Source organism: Paenibacillus sp. TAB_01 (genome assembly GCF_043945595.1).
GTDB lineage: Bacteria > Bacillota > Bacilli > Paenibacillales > NBRC-103111 > Paenibacillus_S.
The window spans coordinates 383067-408614 of sequence record NZ_JBIFNP010000001.1; the positions used below are offsets into that span (position 1 = coordinate 383067).

Consider the following 25548-nt stretch of genomic DNA (forward strand, 5'->3'; position numbering starts at 1 on the left):
GGGCGCTGCCCTGCAGCGGCTTCTCGAAGGCATAGGACGCGAGTGGGTTGTGGCCGATCTCGGCGCCGGATGGGATCAGCCGGAGGCAATCGAGCTGCTGGAGGCGGCCGATGAGGTAGTTTACGTGGTGGAACCGCTGCTTCATAAGCTCGAGTCCGCAGCGGCTCGGCGCAATCTGCTGCATCTCGAGGAGCTGAGACAGAGCGGCAAGCGGGTACATGGTCTTGCCAATAAAGCCGTCGCGGTAAGACAGACGGAAAGCTGGCTCCAGGCGCTGCCGGAGCGGCCGGCTTGCCTGCTGCCTTCGGTTGATTTCACGCTGGTCGCGGAGGCGAGCTGGCAGGGGACGCTGGTCCAAGCGCACCCCAAGGTAGAGCCGCAGCTATTGCGGGCGCTGTGCCCCTGGCTTCAGCGCCTGCAGCATGCTGCAGGCTCCGGCGGGGAGCAGGCGGCCGAAGCTTCGAAAGAGACTGCCGCAGCCGGCGCAAAGGGTATGCTGCGCAAGCTGTGGAGCGGCGGATAGGCGTATAAATCGGATATGACGGAGGCAATGGCAGGATGAGCTTCGGATACAAATGCCTTTATTATTTGCTGGTAATCGGGCTGTGTTTGTCCGGCCCCGCACTTCTGATCGTATGGAAATGGGGGATCGAGCCCGCGTGGGGGACGGTGGAGGTCGTCGTGGCGGCCCGTCCGGTGGAGCGGGGGATCAGCTTGTCCGAGGAGGATGTGAAAGTAGTCAAAATCAAGAAAGAACAGCTGGTCAAGGGGGCGAAGAGCGGACTGTCCGCTGTGCTTCAGCAGGAAACGTCGAGAGCTTTGAGAGGGAATGAACAAATAACCGATGCCATGCTGAACGACGGGCATCTGCTGCCCTCGCCCGGAGAGTGGAACATGCCGCTGCCGGCCGAATGGATTTTCGGCAAGCCCCCGGGGAGCCTGCTCCGAGGCGACCGCGTCTCCCTGCTGCTTGTGGAGAAAGAGGAGAGCCGGAAGGCGGAAGGGAAGACGGAGCAGGAGCTGACACGAGAACAGCTGGAGCAGCTGGATATTTTTTATGAGGAGGAACAACTGCTGCGAGAGATCGTCGTCAGCTATGCCAAAGGAACGAACAATCAGGAAATCGCATCGACGGACGATCGGAAGAAGCCTAGCGGTTCTGTAAGCACAGTAGAGCTGATCGTGAGCGAACAGCAGAAGGAGCTTATCCGCAAATACGGAAGCAAGGGCTACCGGTTTTTAATCGTATATCATTAGCTGCTGCGCAGCGGATTGCCAATTACATCTGAAAAAAACTAGGGGGGACGTTCATTGAATGTCTATGTCATTTCAGCCGATCGGAGGCTGCTGGAAGCGATGAGAGAATCGGGACACTATACGTCGGTTGTTTCGATATCGAGAGAAAGGGTCCATATTTTGCTGGAAGACACAGAGGGGCGTGCCCGGGAGAAGCGCGAAATGAACGGGACGAAAGAACCCGCTTTGCCGGAGCATACATCCGTTTTGCATGAGCTCTATACGGAGCCCGATGTATGGCTTGTAAGCGACAGACAGCTCGACATTCAGGAAACCATCGCCCTTCGCGGCTGCTGCCCGTCCAGCCGGATCGTTTATATGCTGAGCAACGGACTCGATCCGCAGGCGATGAAAACGAGGCAGAGTCTTTGTGCCGCTCATGGACTCGATTACACGCTGCCTTATCATACGGTGGAGCAGGTGGCTGAGACCGCGGCAGGCATCGGGACCGGCAAGGAAAAGGAGCTCAGCAAGGTCATTACCGGTATCGCTCCGCTTCCGCAGCTGGGACTTACCTCCAGTCTGCTTCGGATTGGTGTTATGTTAAGCCGGATGTCAGGTAAACGTGTCGGAATTCTGGGACTTAACGGGTGGAATCCGGGGGACAGCGGAATGGAATACAAGGGCAAATATGTCGATGAGCTGTGGGGAGGACTTCAGGGACGACAGCTGCAGGCTGGCGAGCTGCTCGCCAAGATGCATATGCTTGCCCCCCGGGTTCATTATTTAGCGGGAAGCCGGGACCTCAAAAAGCTGTACTACTACAATACCGAAGGGGTTTCCTGGCTGATCGATCAGGCCAAGGAATGCTTCGATTTAATTTTGCTTGATGCGGGAAGCTATCCCGATCATGCCCTCGCCGCGCAAAGTATTTTGGCGGCGGATTTGCTGCTGGTTCAGATGCATCAGCGCCAACAGGCGAAGCTGCAGTGGCAGCGGATGTGCGAGCATATCCTGCAGCCGGTGTTCCGCTGGGAGGAGCGCCAGTCGCTCCTGCTGTTTAACCAGATGCAGCGCTCTCCGGAAATGGAGAACGAGAAGCAGCTTTCGCGTCAGCTCGGTCTTTCCTATGTCGGCAGCCTGCCGCATATTCCTTCGTTCGCCCGCGCTGAAGCAGAGGGGAGGCTGTTCGAGCAGGTCTGGCCCGAATACGATAAGGAGCTGAGCAAGGTATGCCGGGCGCTTTTGCATTTTTACGGCATATCTCCGCTTCCGGAGCCGCCGGTTGCCCTGGAAGGGAAAGCGGCAGAGAAGGAAGGAGCGGTGAGGGGAACCTCATGGCTCCGCTGGATGAAGCCGGTGAAGGGGGCCTAGGAGGTTGGATAACGTCCGGAATACGAGATTTCATATCGGGCAATTTCGTCCCCGTCAGCAGACCGAATTGGCTGCCGCCTCTCCCGGTTCGAGGGATGCCGTTCAGGAAGCAGTGCTTGAGAAAGATAAGCCAGCTGTCTTCGAGCACATCTGTCAAGCCTATAAAGAGCTTGCCGGGGAGCGGTTTGCAGGCGCTGTGACGCGCGGGATTGCCGATCGCCTGCGCAGCGGACTGGGGGGAGCTGACGAAGCGGAAGCTTTCGTTGAGCTTGAGAATCAGGCGATTATCGGCGTCCCCGAAACCGTAACGGCGATCATGGAGCAGATTCAATCGTTTGTGGATCAGCGGGGACTGCATCAGGTGGAGCTGCCCGAGTATTATATCGGGCTTCGAGCTTATGCGAGAGAGGAGCAGCGATGCTACTCGGACGTTACCCATGCGATGTTTCATGAAATGTACGGCTTCAAGGCGCTCGCCTGCTGGCAGAAGTATCCCGACAGCTACGCTGCCCAGATTATCGGCACCTCTATCTGGATTCATCACGGAGGCAGGCATGAGAGAATGCCGTTTCAGTTCGCATCGCCGCAGGACGTGGATAAAATCATTCGCGCGCTGACGAGGCAGAAGGAAGACGCCATCGTCAACCTGTACCATACGACATTGGAGGTGGACTTATATACGGGCGAGCGGGTTACGCTGACGGTCAAGCCGGATGTGAAGCATGATGTCATCACCTTCCGCCGCTTTCTGATCGGACGGGTGACGGTAGACGATCTGGCCGATGAGAGACGCCGTACGATGCCGCTTGAGGCAGTCGATCTGTTCAAGGGGCTATCGAAGACGCATTGCAACACGATTATCGTCGGCCCGCCCGGCACGGGCAAGAGTACGACGCTGAAGGCGCTTTTGGCTGAACGCGCCGACCACTATACGGGGGCCATAATCGAGAAGCATTATGAATTGGCCGCAAGCCGCGATTTTCCCGAAAAGAAGCTCATTGAGCGGGTAACGCACGAAGGAGCGTTCCACCATGCTATGGATCAGGTGCTTCGTTTTGACGTGGATTATGCGATTATCGGCGAAGTTAGACGGGTAGAGGCCGAGGGAGCTATGCTCGCCTGCGAACGTCTGCTCAAAGGCTTCGGCAGCACGTATCACACTTGGAAGCCCGAGACGATTCCTTCGCAGTTTGCCCGTTTGCTGTGCAGCTTGACACCGGGCGTCCGCTTTGAAGAGGAGGAGAAGCGGGTTGCTGAAAATATCGATATCGTTATTGTGCAGTCGCAGGATGTGACAAGGACCCGCAAGCGGATCAAGAGCGTAATGGAACTGCGTTATAACCGGCACAACGGCGAGATCAGCACCCATGAGCTGATGCGCTGGGATCAGCATACGGACGAATGGACCTATCGCTTTGATTTAAGCGAAGGGCTGTGCGGTGAAATGCGGGAGGTCGAGCCAGAATGGGCGGAGACGGACCTTTCAAACGTTAAGGCGGTTAAGTGAGAAATATCCGATGCCGTCGGGGGAAGGGGTTGTTATTTATAATCCTTCTGAAAACCGAATGCAGCGAGGGAGTCAACCGGCCGCGGGTCAGCGCCGCAGCGAGCATTTGGGATTCACCGGAGCAGAGCCGGACGCTGAGGAAATCAACCGATAGAAGCGGCCTTCGTCGGAGTGGAAAATGCAATTTTGCATGAAGAGATTCAGGAAAAGGGGGAGCTCGGATGGCAGTATACCCGCTGCTTTATGCCGTACTGATGTTCCTCTCGGCTTGGGCTTTTACTTCGGGTCTTTATTTGACGCTTCGTCCGCTGCTGCGGTACATGCGCGAGCTGCTTCGCACGGAACACCGCCACCGCTTGAACATGAAGCGGCTGTCCCGGCAGGGCTTCGGCAGCTTTCCAACGGGCCGTATTGCGCAGCAGTGGCATCGATGGCGGCGAGAACTGGAGCTTCTGCTTAAAGCGACACAGGGTCCGAATTTTCAGGAAAGCTCTGTGCAAAGGTTTGTCGTGTTGACTATCGCTGCCGCCTGCTCTATTTGTGCGGTCAGCTGCCTGATTACGGCGGATGCCAGATTCAGTCTTTTTATCGGCATACTGGCGCTGGCGCTTCCTGTTATTTATCAGCGGATCAAGCTGAGAAGCCTGCAAATCCAGAGCGGGTACGATCTTGCGGAAGCAATCGGCATCTTGGCAAGCAAATACAAAGTGACGCGGGGCAATATGCGGATGGCCCTGCAGCTGTCAAGCCAAGAGGTCACCTCGGCTGCCCTCCGGCGGCACTTCATGAACTGGATAAGGGAGGAGTTGAATTACGTTGAAGCAAGCGAGCTGGAGAAAGCGGTGGAAGAATTTATTTACAGCATCCAAACCTCCTTTGCCAAGCAGCTTGGACTGACGGTATTAAAGGGGCTCCTGCGTGGCGAGAACGTAGAGAACACCTTGATGGCGATTGATAAAAATATTCACCGGCAGATGGATATGCTGCGCGATGAAGGAGATTCCAGCTCCGAGGTGCTTCAGTTAAGCTGGCTTCATGTCGTGCTGTTCCCGCTTCTTATTGTCCTTATGATTATTTTTATGGGATATAACAGCACGGTTCATTACCAGCTGGAGACGGAGCAGGGGCGGTTCTGGCTGACAACGACCGTCTGCTTTATTGCCGGCTCGCTTTTGCTGGCTGTATGGTTCCGCCGGCCTCCGAACGATTATTAGAAAGGAACGGCTGACAGAAGATGACTTATGAAGAGCTATGGTATAGAGCGGCCGGTATGCTGCTTGCCCTATTCATTTGTTTCCTGTATGTTCTGGCGGCTTATATGGTTCACCGCAAGCTTAGGTCTCCTGTATCCTTGAAGCATTTGACCCGGCTGCAGTATATGCGGCTGCGCGGCTGGCTTCACAATCCGGAGCTGGAGCAAAAGCTTGCCGGCACCGGCTATCCGTTCCGTCTGAACGCTTGGCGCATTCAATCGCTTCGTTATGGCATTGCGTTCGTATGGCTGATGAACAGCGTCTACGACGAACTGATTCAGGGACAGGAGCATCATTGGGCTCGTGTGGTTTTGAAGCTGTGGGGACCGGTGGTTTTATTGCTGGCAACGAATACGAAGGCTTCCTTGTTAACTTATTTTTTAAGCAAATGGAAAGAAGTAGACGATGGGGAGAAGAATCGGGAGCTGTTCATGATCTACAGCATGATAGCCGACGAGTTAAAAAGCAGCGGCCGCCGCAGGCTTAATTTACATACCCTTTTAACGAAGCTAAGGGACTACACGATACGGATTAAACCGTCGTTGAATAAAGGGCTGCGGCTTTTTGACGAAGGAGAGCACGCTGCATTAAATGCGATCGCCGAGGACATCGGAACCCGTGAAGCCAAGGAGCTGTGCAAGCTGCTGGCGGATTTGGAGCTGACACCGCCCGAAGAGCTTTCGGCGCTGGTCGATGCAAGGGAGGAGAGCTACACCCAGATGCTGCGGGAAAACCGCAGGAGACGCCGCAGGTTTTTCGGCAATTTGGCTTATGCCGCAGCCTTCAGTCCGCTGCTGATTTATTTGTGGAATGCCCTTAATGTGGCACAGCAGTATGTGACGGATTTAGCGAGGAATACGAACCAATTTGGATCCTAACGAACGAATGAGGAGTGATTGGCATTGAAACCGGCTTTGGAGAAGTTTCTGTTAATCGCAGCTACCCTTGCTGCCATTGGAATTTTTATTTATGTCGCCCTCTGGACCTCCATTAAGGACAAGAAAACGCAGATGGATAATTTATTTAACAGCACCAATGTTCCGACGAGCTATCATTTTATGATTCCGCCTTCTTCATCTTCTTCCCCTTCTTTAACGACGGAGCCTAAGCTTGGGCCGAGTGACCGAACGATGGATCGAGAGGGAAAGCTGGGCGATAGCTCGAAATGCTTGCTTGACAGTGCCGCTGGCAGCGGGCAAGTCAAAGATACTGCATTTATATGAAAGCGGCATTGGTGGAAATGCTGACCGTTTATTTCTTAATGCTGCTGCTTTTCCAACCGGTGCTGCACGATATTTATTCGACCAGGGCGAATGCGGTCGAGATGGTGCTGGACAGCGCCATTCAGAAAGCATCCAACGCCGACAACGGCCGGTTTACGCCGGAAATTATTGATGAAATGCACAGCACGCTGGAGAACACCTTTTTGCTTGATGCAAGTGACATCCGTTTCAACGGTACGACAGAATTGACGCCGAGAGGACAGTATATTGAAGGGACCCTATCGGTTAAAAGCACACCGAGGTGGTTGTTTAAAAATTTGTTCGGCAGTTCAGGAGAGGAGCCGCCGCAAATTTCACGCTATGCCAAGCAAATGAGCGAGGCGCTGGTCCGGTGATTTGCCATGAAGCGCGCCTTGTTATTGATGTATGTCATTTTATTGTTTTTATATACGACAAGCTTCGAGGCGGACCGGTTCATCACATCGACTACGCATAACCGGCTGAAGTTTGCTTTGAATCACGGGGGGCATGACGCTGCGCTTCAAATCGATAAGGGCGAGCTGGCCGAAGGCCGGATTGTTTTTCGGCCGCCAGCGGCACGGGCCGCTTTTGAAGCGGCTCTGCAGTTCAATCTGCAGCTGCTTGCGAATGGAACGCCGATGGAGGGGAGCCTTCTGCACTCCGCCCCGTTGATTGTATTCGAAGATTATGTGGATGACCGCACGCCGGGAGTTGTGTTTCCTTACCGGTATGTTCAAGAGAGCAGGCTGATTGACAAAGTACTGAAAGGGCCGGCTGTCGTTTATCAGGTGAAGGTAAAGCTGCCTCGTACCAATGCATTGTCATTCGACGGTTATATTTACAAAACGGTAGTTTATGAATATCCGCTGCTGTAGAAAACAAAGCAAGGACAAGACATTTACTAATTTTTCAGAGAGGGACCAAGGTCCAATGTCCAAAACACGCGTTCGAGTCAACAAAATGAAGCTGAGATTTGCTCTTATTCTAATGGGGATCCTCCGTTTGGCGGCTTATGCTTCCGCCTGGCTCAGCCTGCTCCCTCAAATGCTGAGAGGGTCTGTACAGGAGCCGGAGGACGGACGCTGGAGGGATGCAAGAAATCTGTGACCCTTGGCCCCTTTGCTTCGTAAGAGCCGGTTGAAAGCAGGAAGAAGTTGGAGTACTCTTACAGAAGAAGCGGGGCATGTCTCCGCAAAAGGAGGGGCATAAAGCATGGCATTTATGGATTGTCATTTTTTCTCGGAGACGCTGGGCGTTTCTGCCTCGATGTATGTTATTTTACCTCAGCCGGCTGCAGGACAAATCGGCATGAAGTCTAATGTAGTGGGTAAGAAGCATCCTACCCTTTACTTATTGCACGGGCTGTCCGACGATCATACGATTTGGATGCGGCGGACTTCCATCGAGCGGTATGCTGCCGAGCGCGGCTTAGCTGTGGTGATGCCGGCGGTTAACAGGAGCTTCTACACAGACATGGCGCACGGCTACCGTTACTGGTCCTTCGTCAGCCAGGAGCTGCCTGCTTTGGCCCGTTCCTTTTTCCCATTATCGGAAGAGCGGGAGGATAATTTTGCAGCGGGGTTGTCTATGGGCGGTTACGGAGCGTTGAAGCTGGTCTTATCCTGCCCTGACCAGTTCGCTGCGGGAGCCAGCCTGTCCGGCGTAATGGATGTGGCTGAAACGGTAACGAGGAGAGACCCGGTTGAGTTCAGTAACGTATTCGGCGATCTTGCACAGTTAGCCGGCAGCCGCAACGACTTGTTCCGGCTGGCTGAAGACACGGCGTCCGGATCGGCTCCTCTGCCCAAGCTGTATCAATGCTGCGGAACGGAAGACTCCTTGTACCAAGGCAATGTCCGTTTCCGCGATCATTGCAGGCAGCTGGGACTGGATTTGACCTATGAGGAGGAACCGGGTACCCATGAATGGGGTTACTGGGATCGCAAAATCCAATCGGTGCTGCAGTGGCTGCCGATCCGTCAGCAGCCGTCGTTGACATCAGGAGGAGGCGAAGAGCATGAGTGAAATTAACAGCCGTATTGAGAAACTTCAGGAAAGATTGCGTCAGCAGCAGGCGGAAGGATGCCTTATTACGCAAAATGTAGACTTGTACTATTTTACCGGATCGATGCAAACGGGTTATTTGTTCGTGCCCGTCGAAGGAGAGGCCCGTTTTTTCGTCAGACGCAGCGTTGTCAGGGCTGAAAGCGAATCGGCCGTCCCCGTGGAGGCGCTCGGATCGTTCCGCGATTTCTGCAGACGGCTGGCACAGCTGTATCCTTCTATATTTCTGACGGCAGGTGCGGATCGTAAGTTACGGATCGCCGCAGAGTTCGACGTACTGCCTGTTCAACAGCTTCATCGGCTTCAAGCGGTGCTTCCGGATATGGAGTGGCTTGACGGTTCGTTAATTATTCGTGAATTGAGGATGATCAAATCTGCAGCGGAAATCGCGTTCATCCGCGAGGCCGCTCGCGTGATCGATTTTGCGTTTGAAACGGCTATGCAGACACTCCGACCAGGCATGACTGAGCTGGAGCTTATGAGCGGGATCGAGCATACGATCCGTCGTGAAGGTCATATCGGCACGATGCGCATGCGCGGCTATAATCAGGAAGTCATTACCGGCATGATCGGAGCGGGCGAAGCGGCAGCCGTACCAAGCTATTTCGACGGCCCGGCCGGCGGACAAGGCTTGTCCGCAGCGGTACCCCAGAGCGTCAGCAGACGTCCAATCAGGCAAGGGGAACCGATTCTGATTGATATCGGCTGCTGCATTGAGGGGTACGTCATCGATCAGACGCGGACGGTGTCGCTGGGAGCGCCTGATGAAGACCTGCTGCAGGCCTATCATGTTACGGAAGCCATTCTTCGCAGCGTGGAAACGGAATTGAAGCCGGGTACGGTTTGCGAGCATTTGTACAGAAAATCTCTGATGATGGCGGACGAGGCCGGTTTAAGCGGTCACTTTATGGGCTTTGGCGCGGATCAGGTGAAATTTCTTGGTCATGGCATCGGTCTGGAGATCGATGAGCTTCCTGTATTGGCTAGAGGCTTCCATTATCCGCTGCAGCCGGGCATGGTCATTGCTATCGAGCCTAAATTTACTTTCCTGGGACGAGGCGTCGTTGGGATTGAGAACAGCTATGCCATTACAGAGAACGGCTTTGAGAAGCTGACGGTAACCCGCGAAGGCTGGATTCAATTGTAACCGCTGAATGCAATTCTAAAAGCACATATTATTTGCTGGAACGCCCCAAGCCGCTGCGGCATCCTATTGCCCAGCGGTTTGGGGCTATTTTAGCGCACATTCAGCTATAAATGTCTTAATGTATACGTTGAGAACGCAATGCCAGGCGTTGAAGTCCAGCCGGCGGCGTGAGCCTCTGTTTTTCCAATTCCCCTAATCCTTCTTAATATGCTTTGGTTGCGGAAGCCGCCATAGCCGTCTTTGCCATTACCTTTTCCGTTATTAGTACCTGCACCTTTATCTATCTATATCTACCTCTATATCTACCTCTATATCTACCTCTATATCTACCTCTATGTCTATCTCTATGTCTATCTCTCTGTTTATATCTATATCTTTACCTTAACGCAGCGTCAAGGTTTATAATCATAGCAGATGCAAATCAAGGAGGAAGCGGTTTGAAGATCAATACGCTCGCTCAAAGGCTCGGCGTTACCCCCAGAGCGATCCGGTTTTATGAGGAGAAGGGGCTGCTGCCCTCCGGCAAAAGAGAAGCGAACGGCTACCGCATTTACAATGAATCGGATGCCTGGAGGCTGCAGACGATCGTTGCATTAAGGGAGTTCGGCCTGTCTTTGGACACCATCGAAACACTGCTGTACGGATTGGACAAAGGAGACCCGGAGACGGTTCGCGAGCAGCTGGAGCTGCAGCGGTCGGTATTGTTCTCTCAATGGGTTCAATGGAAATCGGTGTTATCCGCTATGGACCGGATGATTGAACAATGGGGCGGACAGCGAGCCGTGCCCGCTGATGAGCTATTTCGGCTGGCGGAGCATATCAAGCAGGTGAAGGCGACCCGGTCCGTCGTGGACGAACCGCTGGAATTACGATCAGGCGGCGGAGCGGTTCGATGCGGCAGACGAAAGTCCCGTAGGAGCTATTGCTACAGCCTCCGAATACGAGCAGGCGCTTCGTTATACGGCGGAGTGGATCGCGCCGCAGCCTGGAGAATCGGGCCTCGACATCGGAGCGGGCACAGGAAACTTGACCTCCCGTCTGGCGGCGGGGGGAGCGGCGCTTTTTGCCGTGGAGCAGTCGAGGTCGATGCTTGCGAGGTGCCGTGCCAAGCTGCCGTCGGTGACGTGCAAGCTCGGCAATTTTTTGGCGCTGCCATTCTTTGAAGGGAAGTTTGATTTTGTGGCGACGAGCTTTGCCTTTCATCATTTGACCGGAGAGCAGCAGCTGCTGGCGCTGGAGGAAATGCACCGCGTGCTGAAGCAGCAGGGCCGCATTGTTATCACCGGCTTGATGTACGAGGATTCGGCTGCCGGAAAGCGGATTTTGCAGGAGCTGGAGCAGGCGGGCAGCCGTCAGCTTGTGCGGGAGCTTGGCGAACGTTATCCTTCGGACCGCCGGCAGCTGCTGCAATGGATGCGCGAACACGGATACATCACCGTCCAGCAGCAATTGAACCCGTGGATTCATATGGTGTATGCTGTCCGTAAGTCTTGACTGGAGTGCGTTATCCTGCGGAGCCGATCACTCCCGTTCTTTCCAGCAGCCACCATACCGCCTGCAGGAAAATGACTAAGGAGCCGGCGACCAGAAGCTTTGAGTACCAGCTTTTTTTACGCAGCTGCAGGAGCAGCGGCATCACCAGCAGGACGATGGCTAGCTGGCCGGTTTCTACTCCGAGATTAAATGTAAGCAGCGAGCTGATAAAATAGGATTTCGGCAGGCCGATCTCCTCCAGCGCTCCCGCAAAGCCCATCCCGTGAATAAGTCCGAACACGAAGGTAAGCAGCCAGCGAAGCTCGTGCTTTTTGGACCACACATTTTCGAGGGCTACATAACATATGGTCAGAGCGATAGCGGACTCGATCCACGCCGGGGCAATGCGGATGAAGCCTGTCGCGGCAAGGAACAGGGTGATGCTGTGCGCTATCGTAAATGCGGTCACGATCCGGATGATATCCTTCCAGCGCCGCGAAACGAACAACAGCGAGAAGAGAAACAAAATATGATCGTAGCCGGTCACAATGTGTTCGATCCCGAGAGTGAAATATTTGAGCAAGGTCGAGCCCCATGTCGCCGGATGCATAGATTCATAATGATAGGATCGGTGGGAGGCGTCAAAAACCGTTTGGTCAATATCTTGACCTTCTTCGATAATGGCAAAATTCATATGCAGCGGATCGGCATCCTCAAATATCAGGTTGTATTCTATCGTAAACCCGTTGACCGGCGTAGAGCTGGTATATTCCAGCTGAAAGCTGACGCCGCTGATCGTTTCTTTCTCCGTTTTCTCCATCCCCTGCAGATGAAAGGTCATCGGCTCCATGTTCTGTTCCAAGCGCAAATGGTCCCGCAGATCAGTCTCGATAGCGCTACGCTGCTGCAACAGCTCCTCGGAGGAAAGCTTATCATCCCGGTTCGCATCATACTTAAGGAGGCTCAGCTCGGGAATAAACAGCTCGTAGTCCACACGGTCCGGATGCACGCTCAATTGCGAGTAACCATTATTCAGAGGATGGGCCTCGGCAGCTTGTCTATCATTGATTAACCCCCAAAAAAGTGATACTATTAGTAGAATTAAGAACAGACGCAACGCGATTTTCATCGCTCGAATCATACTTGTTATTCGAAACATGGAACACCTCGATTTTAATGGTTGGGCCCATTTTCATCATCACCCTATTCGGGCATGAATGTGTAGGACGTTAGTCTTGGGGAGGAATGACCTATGCTGCGCTTGGGACAAAAAATTATAATTATTGCTGACAGCTTCGAGCAAAATTTGCCGGTTGGCGAGTACGGATACATCATCGCTTATGACCGGAATGCGGATAACGTTTTTGACTACGTTGTGCGGATTCCTAAAATAAATAAACATTTTTTTGTCTGCGGAGCCGACATTGAGCTGGAAGAAGTGCTGATTCAGCAGGAAGTAGACCGGCTGGAGCGCGAAGCTTTGATCGACTATGCCCTGTCTACTCGCAATGAAGAGCTGTTCAACCGTATTATGAATGGAGAGCCGCAGGAGGAAGAGCCGGCGGAAACAGCCAAGGAAGTCCAGTCGCAGGCCGATTTTATTAAGCAGGTAAACTTAAAGGCCTGGATTTGATAGGCGATTCTTCTCTTGGGAAGCAACCGGTTCCTATATGAATTTACTAGAATAAGATACTTATGCCTGCCTGAGGGATAGTCTGTCTACGCCTGCGGAGCGGGCTTTTTTTGCTGCATTCCTTAACAGCGGACCGCAGCAGCCGGACCACGGACAAATTTCAAGGCAGCGGTCATTTTTTTAAAATTCATCGGCTGGTATGGGCCCTATTATATCAGGAAATGAATAGCTAGAGATACATGGAGCAGCCATGGAATAGGCAATTGAGTTCAAAATCCATCTAGTTTATAATAAGAGGATGAATTTTTAGCTTTGCTGTCGAATTGTGGAAGTATCGGTACAGCAGAACATAACGAAGCGGGAGGCAAGCGATGAGTATTTCGATCCAAGATGTGGAGCACGTGGCTAAATTGGCGAGGCTTGAGCTGAGCGAACAGGAGCAGCACAAGCTCACGGAGCAGTTGAACGCCATTTTAAAATATGCTGAGAAATTAAACGAGCTGGATACCGATCAGGTCGAACCGACCAGCCATCCGATGCCGCTCTCGAACGTCATGCGCGAGGATGTGTCCAGACCATCCCTGCCGATCGAGAAGGTATTGCTGAACGCGCCGGATGAAGAAGACGGGCAAATTAGAGTACCGGCCGTATTGGAATAGCGGAACAACGACAAACGATTCGCACTAGTTGAAGGGAGGACGCAGCTTTGTCTTTATTTGATCTCAAGTTACAAGAAGTACATAACCGGCTTCACGCTAAGGAAATCTCCGTATCGGATTTGGTGAACGCGTCTTACGAACGGATCGGGCAAGTGGACGGCAAGATCCAGGCGTTCCTGAAGCTTGACGAGGAGAACGCACGCGCGACGGCTAAAGCATTGGACGAGCAGCTCGCAGCAGGGGGGCCCGAGGGCTGCTGTTCGGCTTGCCTGTCGGAATCAAGGATAACATTGTGACCGAGGGTGTGACGACGACCTGCGCAAGTCAATTTTTGCGTAATTTCAACCCGGTGTATGATGCGACAGTCGTACGCAAGCTGAAAGAGGCCCAAGCGGTTTCGATCGGCAAATTAAATATGGACGAGTTCGCAATGGGCGGCTCGAATGAAAACTCGAGCTTTCACCCGACGTACAACCCATGGAACCCGGAATACGTGCCGGGAGGCTCCAGCGGCGGTTCCGCTGCTGCCGTAGCTGCCGGGGAAGTTTATTTCTCGCTCGGCTCCGATACGGGCGGTTCGATCCGCCAGCCTGCATCTTATTGCGGCATCGTCGGCTTGAAGCCTACATACGGGCTGGTATCCCGTTTTGGCCTGGTTGCCTTCGCATCGTCCCTGGATCAGATCGGGCAGCTTTGACCAAAAATGTCGAAGACAGCGCCTATCTGCTTCAGGCTATCGCAGGGCACGATCCAGCGGATTCCACCTCGGCTAATGTGGAAATTCCGGATTACCTGAGTGCGCTGACAGGCGACATCAAGGGCTTGCGGGTCGCCATTCCGAAGGAATACCTGGGCGAAGGGATCGACCCGAAGGTTCGCGATGCGGTGCAGACCGCATTGAAAGTGCTGGAAGGACTTGGCGCGGTCGTGGAAGAGGTATCGCTGCCGCATTCCGAATATGCGGTTGCAACCTATTACCTGCTCGCTTCCTCCGAGGCTTCTTCGAACCTAGCCCGGTTTGACGGCGTCCGTTACGGCGTGCGCGCGGAAAACCCGAAGAACCTGCTCGACCTGTATCATACGTCCCGCAGCGAAGGCTTCGGCCCGGAAGTAAAGCGCCGTATTATGCTCGGCACATATGCACTCAGCTCCGGTTACTATGATGCTTATTACTTGAAGGCGCAGAAGGTGCGCACTCTGATCAAGCAGGATTTCGATAAAGTATTTGAAAATTACGACGTGGTTATCGGGCCGACAGTCCCTACAACAGCCTTTAAAGTAGGCTCTCAGGTGAATGATCCGATGACGATGTATTTGAATGATATTTTGACAATCCCGGTTAATTTGGCGGGCGTTCCTGCCATCAGTATTCCGTGCGGTTTGGCGGACGGGATGCCGGTCGGTTTGCAAATCATCGGCAAGCCTCTGGACGAATCGACGGTGCTGCGCGTGGCGCACGCCTTCGAACAAAATACGGAACATCATAAGCTGCGTCCGCAGCTGTAACTATAACGAGAGAAAGGAGCAACCAGCATGTCAGCAACGGAAACGAAATATGAAACGGTCATCGGCTTGGAAGTGCACGTAGAGCTGCATACCCAGTCCAAAATTTTTTGCGGATGCTCCACGGCCTTCGGAGCGCCGCCGAATACACATACATGCCCGGTATGCCTTGGTTACCCCGGCGTACTGCCTGTATTGAACAAGCAGGCGGTTGAATACGCGATGAAAGCGGCTATGGCGTTGAACTGCCAAATTGCGACGGACAGCAAGTTTGACCGCAAAAACTATTTTTACCCCGATTCGCCCAAGGCGTATCAAATTTCCCAATACGACAAGCCGATCGGCGAGCACGGCTGGATCGAGATTGAAGTGAACGGGCAGACGAAACGGATCGGCGTGACGCGCGTCCATCTGGAAGAGGATGCAGGTAAGCTGACGCACGTGGATGGCGGCTATGCATCGCTTGCCGACTTTAATCGCGTAGGTACCCCGCTGATCGAGATCGTGTCCGAGCCGGACCTGCGTTCTCCCGAGGAAGCCCGCGCTTACCTGGAGAAGCTGAAGGCGATTATGCAATATTGCGACGTATCCGACGTGAAGATGGAAGAGGGCTCCCTTCGCTGTGATGCCAACATCAGTATTCGTCCTTACGGACAGGAGAAGTTCGGAACGCGTGCGGAGCTGAAAAATATGAACTCGTTCCGCGGCGTGCAAAAAGGCCTCGAGTACGAGGAATGGCGCCAAGCGGATGTGCTGGACAGCGGCGGCACCGTCGTACAGGAGACTCGCCGTTGGGATGAGGCTCAAGGCAAGACGCTCACGATGCGGAGCAAGGAAGAAGCTCACGATTACCGCTACTTCCCGGACCCGGATTTGGTTCGCCTCTATATCGACGATGAGTGGAAGGCGCGCGTCAAAGCGAGCATCCCGGAGCTGCCGGATGCGCGGAAGGCTCGTTATGTGAGCGAGTACGGCCTGCCAAGCTATGATGCGGAGGTAATTACTTCCTCTATCAAGATTGCCGATTTCTTCGAAGAGAGCTTGAACTATACGAAAGACGCCAAAGCTGTCGCCAACTGGATCATGGGCGATCTGCTCGGCTATCTGAATGCGAACAATCTAGAGCTGAGCGATGTGAAGGTGACGGGTAAAGGCTTAGGTGAAATGATCGGTCTGATGGAGAAAGGAACGATCAGCAGCAAGATCGCCAAAACTGTCTTCAAAGCTATGCTGGAGACCGGTAAAGCTCCGCAGGCGATCGTCGAGGAGCAGGGCCTTGTTCAAATCAGCGATGAAGGTGCCATCAAGGCGGTAGTCGATCAAGTGGTTGCGAACAATCCCCAATCGGTTGCCGACTTCAAAGCAGGTAAAGACAAAGCCGTCGGCTTCCTGGTCGGACAAGTGATGAAGGAAACCAAAGGAAAAGCGAATCCGGGACTGGTTAACAAGCTGATTCTGGAAGCGTTGAATCAATAAGTTTGGATATGTGCAACAAAAGCCTTTCGCGTTCTCGCGAAAGGCTTTTGTTGTAGTCGGGGCAAGCTCACAAGCTTTAACCCTTCACGCTAAGCGTGTTTGGGCAAAGAGGGGTGTCCTGCTTTTCGGAAGGAGTTTACGTTTTTTTCCTGAATAGGAGTGGATTGAAAGTCCCGCCTATTGTATACTTCTGCTTAACAAGATGCTGCTGTATTCAGGAGGGAACCGTATGATCCGTAAAATTGATTTATCCGATAATCAGCAAGTACTGGATCTGCTGTTTCTCCAACAGCTGGCCTACCGTATCGAGGCTGAACTGATCGGATTTAAAGAAATTCCGCCTTTATGGGATTCGCCCAAGACGCTGAAGGACTCGGGCGAATGCTTTTTCGGCTATTATGAAGCGGCGAAGCTGATCGGAGCGGTATCGGTGAAGCAGAGTCCCAAAGAGATGACGATCTGCAGAATGATGGTTCATCCTTCGCATTTTCGGCAGGGTATCGCGACCCTGCTGCTTCAGTATGCCGAGGGCCTTGCCGTCCCCGGATTAATGATCAAGGTATCGACGGGCACGAAGAACGCTCCCGCTATTCATCTCTATACCAAGTTCGGGTATGAGCCGGGACAGATCATAGAGATTGCACCCGGCATTACCTTAACCGTCTACCACAAGACGGCTTCTTGAAGGAACCGCGGCGCTTAGCCGCTGATGGTGTAGCCGCTCCAATCGACAGGCTTTCCATGGATGGAGACCGTTCGGGCCGAATGAAGGCTGAGCGCTTCTCCTCTTCGCGTAACATAAGCAATTTGGCATCCGTCAGCATCGGTCTCAGTCGTAAAGCTGGCCCGGTGCGTCTGCATTTTGTCGGCAAGCTCCTGCACGTTATGAATCCCCAGCTGTTTCGCCTCGGAAACCGAGAGCGCCTCAATCGCCACCCCGTTTTTGCCGGAAACCAGCGGACTCGAAATCGAGACCCGGTCGGCTTTTTCCTCTATGGTAAACTCGTGCATCAAGTGGAAGGCCAAATATATGTTTCCCACGCGTCCGTACCCGCTTCGATCGATGAAGCGCCATTCCCCTTTCGGCAGACACCCGATGATCGTCGGGAAGATATCCTCTGCGGCGCCGCCGGATGGGGCAGCCCACAGCTGCATCGCCGTATCTTTATGAAGCAGCACCTCTCCATAGCGGCTGGCGTGTCTGTCATCCCCCGGTTTGTATTTGGCTCCCGGATGGAAGAAGAAGGCCTGGTTGACGCCGGCCTGCGCCGAAGGATCGGTCAAGGGAAGGGTAACATCCCAGCGCTGCTGCTCATTGTCGAACTCGTCGCGCCGCTCCCAAATACCGCCTACCGCATAATCCGGCGTGATGTATACATACGTATGCGCTTCTTCGGTCACCGTGCCGTCAGCTCCGGCAAAGCGAATCAGCCGCTTCTCTTCGACCGGCCCGGACAGGTGCATTCCGATTTTTTTAACTTCATCCGAAATGGTGTAATTATATAGACCGGCGCCTTCCAGCCGGGTGATGAGCTCAGGCATCGGGAAGTCGCCGAATTGAATATAGTCAAGCAGCGTATTATTGTCCTTCGGTCCGTCATGCGGCCATTGCCGCGATTGGGCTCCGACCCAGGCGCCCTTCAAATAATAATGAGCTCGAAGCTGCCAAAGCGCTTCCAGCATCCTGTCGGCAATGAGGCGAGCTTCAGGATGCTCGACGATTTCCCAGACGCAGGTAAACGCTTGAATCCAATGCCAGTGCCAGGGCAGCGCGCCGTACTCCTTGAAGCCGAACGTTTGAATATGCTGAAGCTGGCGCTTGGCAAATTCGATCCCTTGCTCCAGCAGTCCCTGATCGTCAAACTGATGGCCGAGCAGCAGCTTTAATGCGGTATGCTTCGCCTCATGATGATGAATCTGCTCGAGCGGATGCCGGTACACGCTGCTTTGATAGAGATGAACGAAGCAGACGTTCAGCTCGCTTTTCAACTCCACGGGCAGGCTGCTCTGATATTGGTGGTAGAACAGGATAAGCAGGCAGCCCATCAGTTCAACCGGCAGCGGATTAGGAGAAGCGGACGCCGGTCCGTCCCCAGATTTAAAGGCCAATGGCCATACATCGGATGCGATGGATCTTGCACCTGCAGAGCTAACACCTTGCGAATCATGCCGGCGGCAAGCTCGATTCCCGAAGTACGCTCTTGCTCCGTCAGTCCGGAACAGTCTGTCGGTTGGACGCAATAGGCGTAAAGATGGATGGCATAATAAAAGTTATCGCGGACATCGTTGTGAAACCAGAATCCGCTTGGCTGAACAGGGAGCTCCAGCGCCTTGCGCGCAGCGAATCGGGTAATGGCTTGTCGTCTATCGTTTATCGAAAGATCAGGCTGCATCATAGGTTGTATTCCTCCATTGAAGTATGCTTATTATTCACTTGAAACGTTTTATTTCTCCATTTATTAAGTCTACCGCCGCGGCAGGGGAAGTCAACCAAATTTTTTGAAAAGATCCTCATCGGACAGGCTAAACCGTGTTAAAATATAGTTCATTATCCAAATTCAAATAGGGGGAAATAGCTTATGGCCTCAAATCCTTGGTACATTGATCAAATTCATATTACACTTCGACTGATTCTGGCTGTAGTCCTCGGAGGCCTGATCGGTTTTGAGCGGGAGCGCAGCAGTCATGCGGCAGGTCTGCGGACTCATATTTTGGTTTGTCTCGGTTCCACACTGATTATGCTGCTGTCCATGTATGGCTTCTCCGAATTTTCGAAGCTGTCCAACGTCCAGCGCGACCCGGCCCGTTTGGCGGCGCAGGTCATTAGCGGAATAGGCTTTTTAGGGGCGGGAACTATTTTATATACAGGGAAATCGATCACGGGTCTCACGACGGCGGCCTCGTTGTGGGTCGTTGCGGCCATCGGTTTGGCTACAGGGGCCGGGTTTTATTATGCCTCCGGCTTGACCTGCGTACTGGCGCTGCTCAGCCTTTGGGTTCTCAATGTGGTGGAGCAGAAATATTTTGACGGCAAAAAGCTGCGCATTCTGCGCATCCAAGCGGATGAAAGTCCGGGTATTTTGACTCGCATCTCCTCGACTTTAACCGCCAAAGGCAACGATATCCGGAAGCTGACGGTGGAAGATACGGAAAGACAGAGCACGGAAATGATCATTTCCATTGCGCTGCGAATGTCCAGAGGGAACCACATTACGTCCGTTGTGGAGGAACTGCAGCAGATGGACGGGGTTCATTCGGTATCGTGCGAATAAATTAACGGGTGACTTGCAAATAAAATGAAGGGATACTTCCATAGGGATCGTCTAAGGTAACAGAACGTACAATGAAGGCGGTGAAACGATGGAACAATTGACGGATGAGCAGTTGATCGACCAGATCCGTCAAGGCGATGATGAAGCGTACCGTCTCTTGATAGAGAGGCACAAGCACTATATTTATACGCTAGTCTACCGCATGACCCAGCATCGGGAAACCGCCGAAGACCTTACGCAGGAAATTTTTATCAAGCTGTACCGCTCTCTCATTTATTTTCGCGGAGAATCCAAGTTCACGACCTGGTTATACCGGCTGGCCGCCAATGTCGTAACCGATTACCACCGCGCGCAGAAACGCAGGCCTCATCAGACCCTGGTGGATAAATTGAAGGGCTGGTTCAGCAGCAGGGAAGAGGAACCGGAAGCGGTCGCCATTCAGAAGGAGGAGCAGCATACCGTTCAGCGTTTATTGTCCGAGCTTCCGGATAAGTACAGACTCATACTTTATTTGTATCACTACAAGCAGCTCTCCTATCAGGAGATATCCGAAGTCACCGAGCTTCCCCTCAAAACGATTGAAACTCGTTTATACCGGGGGAAAGCGCTCCTCAAACAAAAATGGCAGGAGGTTAGAGACAATGAACAAGCAGCATCCGGACGATCTTCAGCTTCAACGATATCTGAATAAAGCATGCTCCGAGCACGAATACAAAAGAATACAGCATCATCTTCGAAGCTGTCCGGTCTGCAAATCCGGCTTATATGCCTTTGCCGAGCTGGAATCGGCGCTGGAAGACCTTCCCTTGCTGGAGGCGCCTCCCGGTCTGGAGGACAACGTGATGCAGGCCATTCGTGAAGCGAGTAAGCCGCAAACGGCCCCCGCACGGTCCGGGCCCAATCATCATGCCCGCTTTCGCTCGGAGCTGGTGCACTGCTTTATCGCTACCGCGGCAACGTTTTTGTTCATCAGCTCCGGCCTGTGGACCCGCATGGTTTCCATGAATCCGGTACAGTGGAGCGCGGATGTTCAGCATCAGGTCAGCTTTATCGAGCTTCTGGTGCACCGGTTATCGGTACAGCTGCTTTCCTGAAGACGGCGTGCGTTCGGTTTAATTAGTTTAATAATGGAGGGAATATAGATGGAAGAGCAGCGGAAGGAGCCCTTGTTAACCGAGGAAGAAAAAGAAGAAGCGTTTTTGCGGGAGCGTATGGAGCGTTGGGGGCATGCCAGGCAGGATCGAATGCCGCCTCGGCTGGATCCTTTCCGAAGCTCAATGAGAAAAAGCAAATGGGTGGCGTGCCTGCTGTCCTTTCTTATACCGGGAACCGGTCAGCTGTATTTGGGCTTGATGCAGCGGGGGATGAGTCTGATGCTGCTCCTTATCCTGGATATTTTTGCAATTGTCTTTTTTGCGACCAGCTCCAATACGAATATTCCGCTTATCGTGCTGTTCTCGCTTTTTGTGCCGGTCATTTATTTTTACAATATTTTCGATGCCCTGCAGCAGACAGACCGGGTCAATGGGCGCTGGAGCGACGGATTTGCCGATTCGTTCGGAGGCTTTAACAGCAGCGACGACGTCTTCCCTAAGGGAAAGAGGCGCTTCAAGGGGAGCAGCTTCGGTTATCTGTTGGTTATAGGCGGAGCCTTTTTGTTCCTTGTCAGCAGCAAGCCGGCATGGTTGAACAAGCTGTTTGAGCTTGTAGGCTCCTCGATAGGAGCTGTCGTTCTTATTGTAGCCGGGATTGTTTTGTTTCTGAGAGAATCATTTAAAAAGTAGCTGCCGGGGCATTCAGCTTTCAGCAGAGAGGAGGGAACCCCCATGCGTAAAGCAGGACGCTTTACATCAGCGCTGCTGTTAATTGCAGTAGGAGCCGCAGTTATTGTTGACCAGTATGCCGGTACCGCTTGGACGGAGCGGCTCATTGAATGGTGGCCGCTGCTGTTTATCGCGCTGGGTTTGGAATATATCTGGTTTAATTCCAGATTCAAAGAAAGCGATAAAGCGCTGAAGCTGGATTTGGCCGGTCTGATTTTTGCGGTCATCATTTCCGCGGTCGTTGTAGTCAGCATGCGGTCGGAGCTTTGGATGCATAACGGCTGGTCGCATTTTACCCAAGAGAAGTCTTACGAGCAGGGAATGACAGAACTCCCGGTTCCCGACGGATTGGAACGGATTGTACTGACCAACCCGGCGGGCGATGTAACGATTCGGACAGGCGACTCGGATCGGATTGTGATTCACTCAACGGTTCAGGTTGGATTCGGTGACGAGAGTCAGGCCGAAGAGTTGGCGGAGCAATCCCGGGTGGAATCGGAGACGGCCGGCAATACTTTAACTATCAAGACGGTTAGCCCGGATAGGGATCACTTCTGGGGCATGCGTAAGGTGAGAATGAATTTAATCGTTACCCTTCCGGAGCGTGCACAGCGCACAGCCAGATTGACTTTGGACCTGTCTAACGGAAGCATCACCGCAGAGCAGCTGAAGCTGGCGAAGGAGTTCAAAGGCACGACAACGAACGGGGCCATCCGGCTTACCGAGGTCGAGGCGGCGGGGCTCGATTTTCAATCCACGAATGCGAAGATCCGTGCGGAGAAGACGAAGGGCAAGCTGAAGCTGCAGACGACGAACGGTTCCATAGAAGCCGAGGAACATGAAGGCGACCTGCGGTTGAAGTCGACGAACGGGCAGCTGACGGCAGCCAAGGTGTCCGGAGCCATTGCAGCCGAGACGACGAACGGCGAAATTCGTTTGGACGATACGCGGTCGGGGGTTGAGGCAAGAACGACGAACGGTTCCATTGAGGTGAACGGCGCCGCGGTTGCCGGGGATTGGAGTCTGCATACGACACACGGGAAGATTGACGTAGCGCTCCCGGGCAATGGAGATTTTCAGATTGAAGGCCAGGGCCAGTCCGTTTCGAACCATTCGACTTTGCCGCTGCGCATTTTCGGAAAGGAAATCGAAGGCAAGATCGGAACGGGCAAGTACCAAATCAAGCTCGACACGAACGGTTCTCTTGCCATCCGGTCGTCCATCTAGCCGGCATCAGAGTAAAGTGGTTTGCTCCTGGATTGACAAATTGAAAGTTTGCCACTTAAAATAAAGAGATACTCTTGTTAACGGATTGGGCGGTGAACAGCATGGATTCCAGATTGGAGCAAGCGTTAACTAAACTGAAAACGACAGGTGTGCGCATGACCCCTCAGAGACATGCTATCCTCGCCTTTTTATTGAATACGATGACCCACCCGACAGCGGATGAAATCTATAGAGCGTTGGCGCCCCGGTTTCCGAGCATGAGCGTAGCTACCGTGTACAACAATCTGAAGGTATTTATCGAGGTCGGACTGGTCCGCGAAATGACCTATGGAGATCATTCAAGCCGATTCGATGCGGATATGTCGGAGCATTACCATGCTTTGTGCGAACAGTGCGGCAAGCTCGTCGACTTTGCCTACAAACCGCTGGATGATTTGGAGCGGACGGCCGGGCTCGAGACAGGCTTTCAGGTCAAAAGCCATCGGGTAGAGGTGTACGGTATTTGCTCGGATTGCCTGGCTGCGAAGCAGGCTTAATATTTTTCATGGAACGCTTTGCCGAAGTTGCGGTATAATGGACGTGCTTGAGGCCACTTGTCGGACAGGTGGTTCGGGCGCGTCTTTTTTATAGGTACGACATTTTCTGCAATGATTTTGCAACTTCTGACAAAAATGCTGCGTCTTTTAGTAAGGATGTTACTATGCGGTTTACACCTGAAGAAACTGAAGCCGGGACTGCCTGGCTGCAGAGAAACCGTTTAACAAAAACAGCACCATGGGAGTGAAATGATGGAATCGGATTACCTGAAATATGCGCCGAGGAAGAATCGTCCCCGCAAAAGAACGGGTCTTATGGTTGTAGCGGCCTTTCTTTTAGGGATAGCGACAGCTTTTTTCTGGGTGCAGTACGTACCGACCGGCAAGCATGAAGCGCCTTCATTTGACGGTTTGACCAAGCCGATTTTTTATCAGGGGACGATGTTAGAGAAGCAGGCTGAAGGAAAAGCGGAAACCTTGAAGCTTCCTTTCGATACGGTAAAGGAACTGATCGATCCTACTATGATCTACGAGTCTTCTTCCGACTCTACCATTATTACGACGCAGGACAAAGTACTGCGGCTCAAAACGAGCCAGCTGACCGGAATGATCAACGAAAAGCCGTTTACTTTGAAATTTCCGATGGAGAAAGTGAACGGAACGCTTTATTTGCCTATCGATCCTTTGAAGTGACCTGTACCGTATTGAGTTGAGAGAATCTTCCGAGACGGGGGCGGTTATCCTTCTCAAAGAAGGAGATACGCTGCAGTGGGGACTGACGAACTCTTATCCGGGCAAGCCCGATAAGACGGTTGCGATGCGGAAGGAGCCGTCGATCAAAGCCCCGATTCTTGCCGATTTGAAGCAAGGGGAGCCGGTAATGATCTGGTCCGATGACCCGGAATGGTATAAAGTCCAGTTAAGTAACGGATATATGGGCTACGTTCGCAAAGATCAGATGCATGAGGATAAAGTGGAGACGATCCCCAAAAAAGAATTGCCGCCGGGCTTCGTTCCTTCCAAGCCTATTAACGGCAAGATTAACCTGACATGGGATCAGATGACGACTCCGAAAAATCCGGACACCTCCAAGTTTCCGCCGATGCCCGGTTTGAATGTAGTCAGCCCGACTTGGTTTCATTTGGACGACGGGCAGGGAACGCTGAAGAACTTGGCGGACCCGGCTTATGTCAAATGGGCGCACAGTCAGAATATACAGGTATGGGCGCTGTTCAGCAACGGCTTTGAACCCAAGCGCACGACGGAGGCTTTGTCCACCTATGATAAGCGGATGAAGATGATCAAGCAGCTGCTCAGCTACGCACAGATGTACTCCCTCCAGGGGATCAATATCGATTTTGAGAATGTGAATACGAAGGATAAAGAGAATTTGACCCAATTTGTCCGCGAAATGGTTCCATTAATGCATGAGCAGGGACTGATTGTTTCGATGGACGTTACGCCTAAATCCAACAGCGAAATGTGGTCTTTATTTTATGACCGTAAAGCGTTGATCGAGTCCTTGGATTACATGATGATCATGGCCTACGACGAGTATTGGGCCAGCAGCCCGACGGCGGGAAGCGTGTCGTCGCTGCCATGGGTGGAGAAGAATGTAGTGAAGTTGATGCAGGAAGATCAAATCCCCGCATCCAAGCTCATACTGGGCGTGCCGTTTTACACGAGAGTATGGACCGAAGAGACAGTGGATGGTAAAACCAAGGTCAGCTCGAAATCCGTCTATATGGATACGCCGCTAAAGGTAATTCAGGAAAAGAATCTGACACCGGTCTACTTACCCGAAGCGGGACAAAATTATATAGAGTATAAGGAAGGCGACAAGCTGAACAAGGTTTGGCTTGAGGATGAAGTGTCCGTGAAAGCGCGGATCGAACTGGTGAACAAATATAATTTGGCGGGCGTTGCCTCCTGGAGACGAGGGTATGAGACGCCTTCGATCTGGCCGTTAATTCAGTCAACGCTCGCGAATAAGCCCTAATCAAACTATTCATCTAATAAAATAACTAAGACCGGTATCTCATTTTCCGCAAATACGGAGGAACGAGGTACCGGTCTTTTTTTACCACATAGGAAAGTCACTCATGGAGAGTGCCTATTACA

General features: G+C 52.8%; 28 protein-coding genes and 2 pseudogenes. 27 read left to right on the top strand and 3 right to left on the bottom strand.

Annotated elements, in window-relative coordinates; genetic code table 11:
• The first annotated feature begins 49 nt into the window (after positions 1 to 49).
• From ACHHV8_RS01880 to ACHHV8_RS01945, 14 genes and pseudogenes are all read left to right on the top strand, one after another.
• A complete protein-coding gene (locus ACHHV8_RS01880; protein ID WP_395156270.1) occupies positions 50 to 523 on the top strand; it encodes a P-loop NTPase family protein in 474 nt (157 codons plus the stop codon).
• A gap of 35 nt (positions 524 to 558) precedes the next feature.
• Positions 559 to 1257 (top strand): flagella basal body P-ring formation protein FlgA, encoded by a 699-nt coding sequence (locus ACHHV8_RS01885; protein ID WP_395156272.1) that lies wholly within the window; start codon positions 559 to 561, stop codon positions 1255 to 1257.
• A 54-nt stretch (positions 1258 to 1311) separates the two neighbouring features.
• Positions 1312 to 2610: a P-loop NTPase family protein gene (locus ACHHV8_RS01890; protein WP_395156274.1), complete on the top strand. Its 1299-nt coding sequence runs from the start codon at positions 1312 to 1314 to the stop codon at positions 2608 to 2610.
• 4 nt (positions 2611 to 2614) lie between these two features.
• Entirely contained in the window at positions 2615 to 4117 is a 1503-nt protein-coding gene (locus ACHHV8_RS01895; protein ID WP_395156276.1) for an ATPase, T2SS/T4P/T4SS family, read from the top strand.
• 221 nt (positions 4118 to 4338) lie between these two features.
• Positions 4339 to 5331 carry a hypothetical protein gene (locus tag ACHHV8_RS01900; RefSeq protein WP_395156278.1) on the top strand — a complete coding sequence of 331 codons (993 nt, stop codon included), beginning with the start codon at positions 4339 to 4341 and terminating at the stop codon, positions 5329 to 5331.
• A 20-nt stretch (positions 5332 to 5351) separates the two neighbouring features.
• Positions 5352 to 6248 carry a hypothetical protein gene (locus tag ACHHV8_RS01905; protein ID WP_395156280.1) on the top strand — a complete coding sequence of 299 codons (897 nt, stop codon included), beginning with the start codon at positions 5352 to 5354 and terminating at the stop codon, positions 6246 to 6248.
• A gap of 24 nt (positions 6249 to 6272) precedes the next feature.
• Complete coding sequence (locus tag ACHHV8_RS01910; RefSeq protein ID WP_395156282.1) at positions 6273 to 6593, top strand: hypothetical protein; 321 nt, start codon at positions 6273 to 6275, stop codon at positions 6591 to 6593.
• Positions 6590 to 6988 (top strand): hypothetical protein, encoded by a 399-nt coding sequence (locus ACHHV8_RS01915; protein ID WP_395156284.1) that lies wholly within the window; start codon positions 6590 to 6592, stop codon positions 6986 to 6988. Before ACHHV8_RS01910 ends, ACHHV8_RS01915 begins: the two co-directional genes overlap by 4 nt.
• Before the next feature lie 6 nt (positions 6989 to 6994).
• On the top strand, positions 6995 to 7489 hold the full coding sequence (locus ACHHV8_RS01920; protein ID WP_395156286.1) for a hypothetical protein: 495 nt from the start codon (positions 6995 to 6997) through the stop codon (positions 7487 to 7489).
• A 55-nt stretch (positions 7490 to 7544) separates the two neighbouring features.
• Positions 7545 to 7721, top strand: a complete 177-nt coding sequence (locus ACHHV8_RS01925; protein WP_395156288.1) for a hypothetical protein — start codon at positions 7545 to 7547, stop codon at positions 7719 to 7721.
• A gap of 105 nt (positions 7722 to 7826) precedes the next feature.
• Positions 7827 to 8639, top strand: a complete 813-nt coding sequence (locus tag ACHHV8_RS01930; protein WP_395156290.1) for an alpha/beta hydrolase — start codon at positions 7827 to 7829, stop codon at positions 8637 to 8639.
• On the top strand, positions 8632 to 9825 hold the full coding sequence (locus ACHHV8_RS01935; RefSeq protein WP_395156292.1) for a M24 family metallopeptidase: 1194 nt from the start codon (positions 8632 to 8634) through the stop codon (positions 9823 to 9825). Before ACHHV8_RS01930 ends, ACHHV8_RS01935 begins: the two co-directional genes overlap by 8 nt.
• A 437-nt stretch (positions 9826 to 10262) precedes the next feature.
• Positions 10263 to 10454, top strand: a pseudogene (locus tag ACHHV8_RS01940) (MerR family transcriptional regulator); the annotation flags it as partial.
• 376 nt (positions 10455 to 10830) lie between these two features.
• Positions 10831 to 11319, top strand: a complete 489-nt coding sequence (locus ACHHV8_RS01945) for a class I SAM-dependent methyltransferase (protein WP_395163399.1) — start codon at positions 10831 to 10833, stop codon at positions 11317 to 11319.
• Positions 11320 to 11329: 10 nt separating this feature from the next.
• Here the strand turns inward: ACHHV8_RS01945 and ACHHV8_RS01950 are convergent, their stop codons facing one another.
• Positions 11330 to 12307 (bottom strand): HupE/UreJ family protein, encoded by a 978-nt coding sequence (locus ACHHV8_RS01950; protein WP_395163400.1) that lies wholly within the window; start codon positions 12305 to 12307, stop codon positions 11330 to 11332.
• Positions 12308 to 12550: 243 nt separating this feature from the next.
• On the opposite strand from ACHHV8_RS01950, the gene ACHHV8_RS01955 reads away from it, so the two are divergent.
• The 5 genes and pseudogenes from ACHHV8_RS01955 (at position 12551) to ACHHV8_RS01975 (ending at position 17254) form a co-directional block, all read left to right on the top strand.
• Complete coding sequence (locus tag ACHHV8_RS01955) at positions 12551 to 12931, top strand: ATPase (protein ID WP_395156294.1); 381 nt, start codon at positions 12551 to 12553, stop codon at positions 12929 to 12931.
• A 371-nt stretch (positions 12932 to 13302) separates the two neighbouring features.
• The gene (gatC, locus tag ACHHV8_RS01960; protein ID WP_395156296.1) at positions 13303 to 13590 is read left to right on the top strand and encodes an Asp-tRNA(Asn)/Glu-tRNA(Gln) amidotransferase subunit GatC; all 288 of its coding nucleotides are present in this window, start codon (positions 13303 to 13305) and stop codon (positions 13588 to 13590) included.
• A 47-nt stretch (positions 13591 to 13637) separates the two neighbouring features.
• Positions 13638 to 15096, top strand: a pseudogene (gatA, locus tag ACHHV8_RS01965) (Asp-tRNA(Asn)/Glu-tRNA(Gln) amidotransferase subunit GatA).
• Positions 15097 to 15123: 27 nt separating this feature from the next.
• Positions 15124 to 16569, top strand: coding sequence for an Asp-tRNA(Asn)/Glu-tRNA(Gln) amidotransferase subunit GatB (gene gatB, locus ACHHV8_RS01970; RefSeq protein WP_395156298.1), 1446 nt, complete (start codon positions 15124 to 15126; stop codon positions 16567 to 16569).
• 229 nt (positions 16570 to 16798) lie between these two features.
• Positions 16799 to 17254 carry a GNAT family N-acetyltransferase gene (locus ACHHV8_RS01975; protein WP_395156300.1) on the top strand — a complete coding sequence of 152 codons (456 nt, stop codon included), beginning with the start codon at positions 16799 to 16801 and terminating at the stop codon, positions 17252 to 17254.
• A 14-nt stretch (positions 17255 to 17268) separates the two neighbouring features.
• On the opposite strand, the gene ACHHV8_RS01980 is transcribed toward ACHHV8_RS01975, so the two are convergent.
• Positions 17269 to 18678, bottom strand: a complete 1410-nt coding sequence (locus ACHHV8_RS01980; protein ID WP_395156302.1) for a hypothetical protein — start codon at positions 18676 to 18678, stop codon at positions 17269 to 17271.
• Complete coding sequence (locus ACHHV8_RS01985) at positions 18615 to 18965, bottom strand: hypothetical protein (protein ID WP_395156304.1); 351 nt, start codon at positions 18963 to 18965, stop codon at positions 18615 to 18617. The genes ACHHV8_RS01980 and ACHHV8_RS01985 overlap by 64 nt, the downstream gene beginning before the upstream one ends.
• A 183-nt stretch (positions 18966 to 19148) precedes the next feature.
• On the opposite strand from ACHHV8_RS01985, the gene ACHHV8_RS01990 reads away from it, so the two are divergent.
• The 8 genes from ACHHV8_RS01990 (at position 19149) to ACHHV8_RS02025 (ending at position 25426) form a co-directional block, all read left to right on the top strand.
• Complete coding sequence (locus tag ACHHV8_RS01990; RefSeq protein WP_395156306.1) at positions 19149 to 19841, top strand: MgtC/SapB family protein; 693 nt, start codon at positions 19149 to 19151, stop codon at positions 19839 to 19841.
• 88 nt (positions 19842 to 19929) lie between these two features.
• Positions 19930 to 20532 (top strand): RNA polymerase sigma factor, encoded by a 603-nt coding sequence (locus ACHHV8_RS01995; protein WP_395156308.1) that lies wholly within the window; start codon positions 19930 to 19932, stop codon positions 20530 to 20532.
• Positions 20483 to 20935: an anti-sigma factor family protein gene (locus ACHHV8_RS02000; RefSeq protein WP_395156310.1), complete on the top strand. Its 453-nt coding sequence runs from the start codon at positions 20483 to 20485 to the stop codon at positions 20933 to 20935. The genes ACHHV8_RS01995 and ACHHV8_RS02000 overlap by 50 nt, the downstream gene beginning before the upstream one ends.
• A gap of 48 nt (positions 20936 to 20983) precedes the next feature.
• Entirely contained in the window at positions 20984 to 21625 is a 642-nt protein-coding gene (locus tag ACHHV8_RS02005) for a hypothetical protein (protein WP_395156312.1), read from the top strand.
• A gap of 42 nt (positions 21626 to 21667) precedes the next feature.
• The gene (locus ACHHV8_RS02010; RefSeq protein ID WP_395156314.1) at positions 21668 to 22891 is read left to right on the top strand and encodes a DUF4097 family beta strand repeat-containing protein; all 1224 of its coding nucleotides are present in this window, start codon (positions 21668 to 21670) and stop codon (positions 22889 to 22891) included.
• Positions 22892 to 22992: 101 nt separating this feature from the next.
• Positions 22993 to 23427 (top strand): Fur family transcriptional regulator, encoded by a 435-nt coding sequence (locus ACHHV8_RS02015; RefSeq protein ID WP_395156316.1) that lies wholly within the window; start codon positions 22993 to 22995, stop codon positions 23425 to 23427.
• Positions 23428 to 23676: 249 nt separating this feature from the next.
• Positions 23677 to 24120, top strand: a complete 444-nt coding sequence (locus tag ACHHV8_RS02020; RefSeq protein WP_395156318.1) for a hypothetical protein — start codon at positions 23677 to 23679, stop codon at positions 24118 to 24120.
• A gap of 16 nt (positions 24121 to 24136) precedes the next feature.
• Positions 24137 to 25426: a glycosyl hydrolase family 18 protein gene (locus ACHHV8_RS02025; protein WP_395156320.1), complete on the top strand. Its 1290-nt coding sequence runs from the start codon at positions 24137 to 24139 to the stop codon at positions 25424 to 25426.
• Positions 25427 to 25548: the final 122 nt, after the last annotated feature.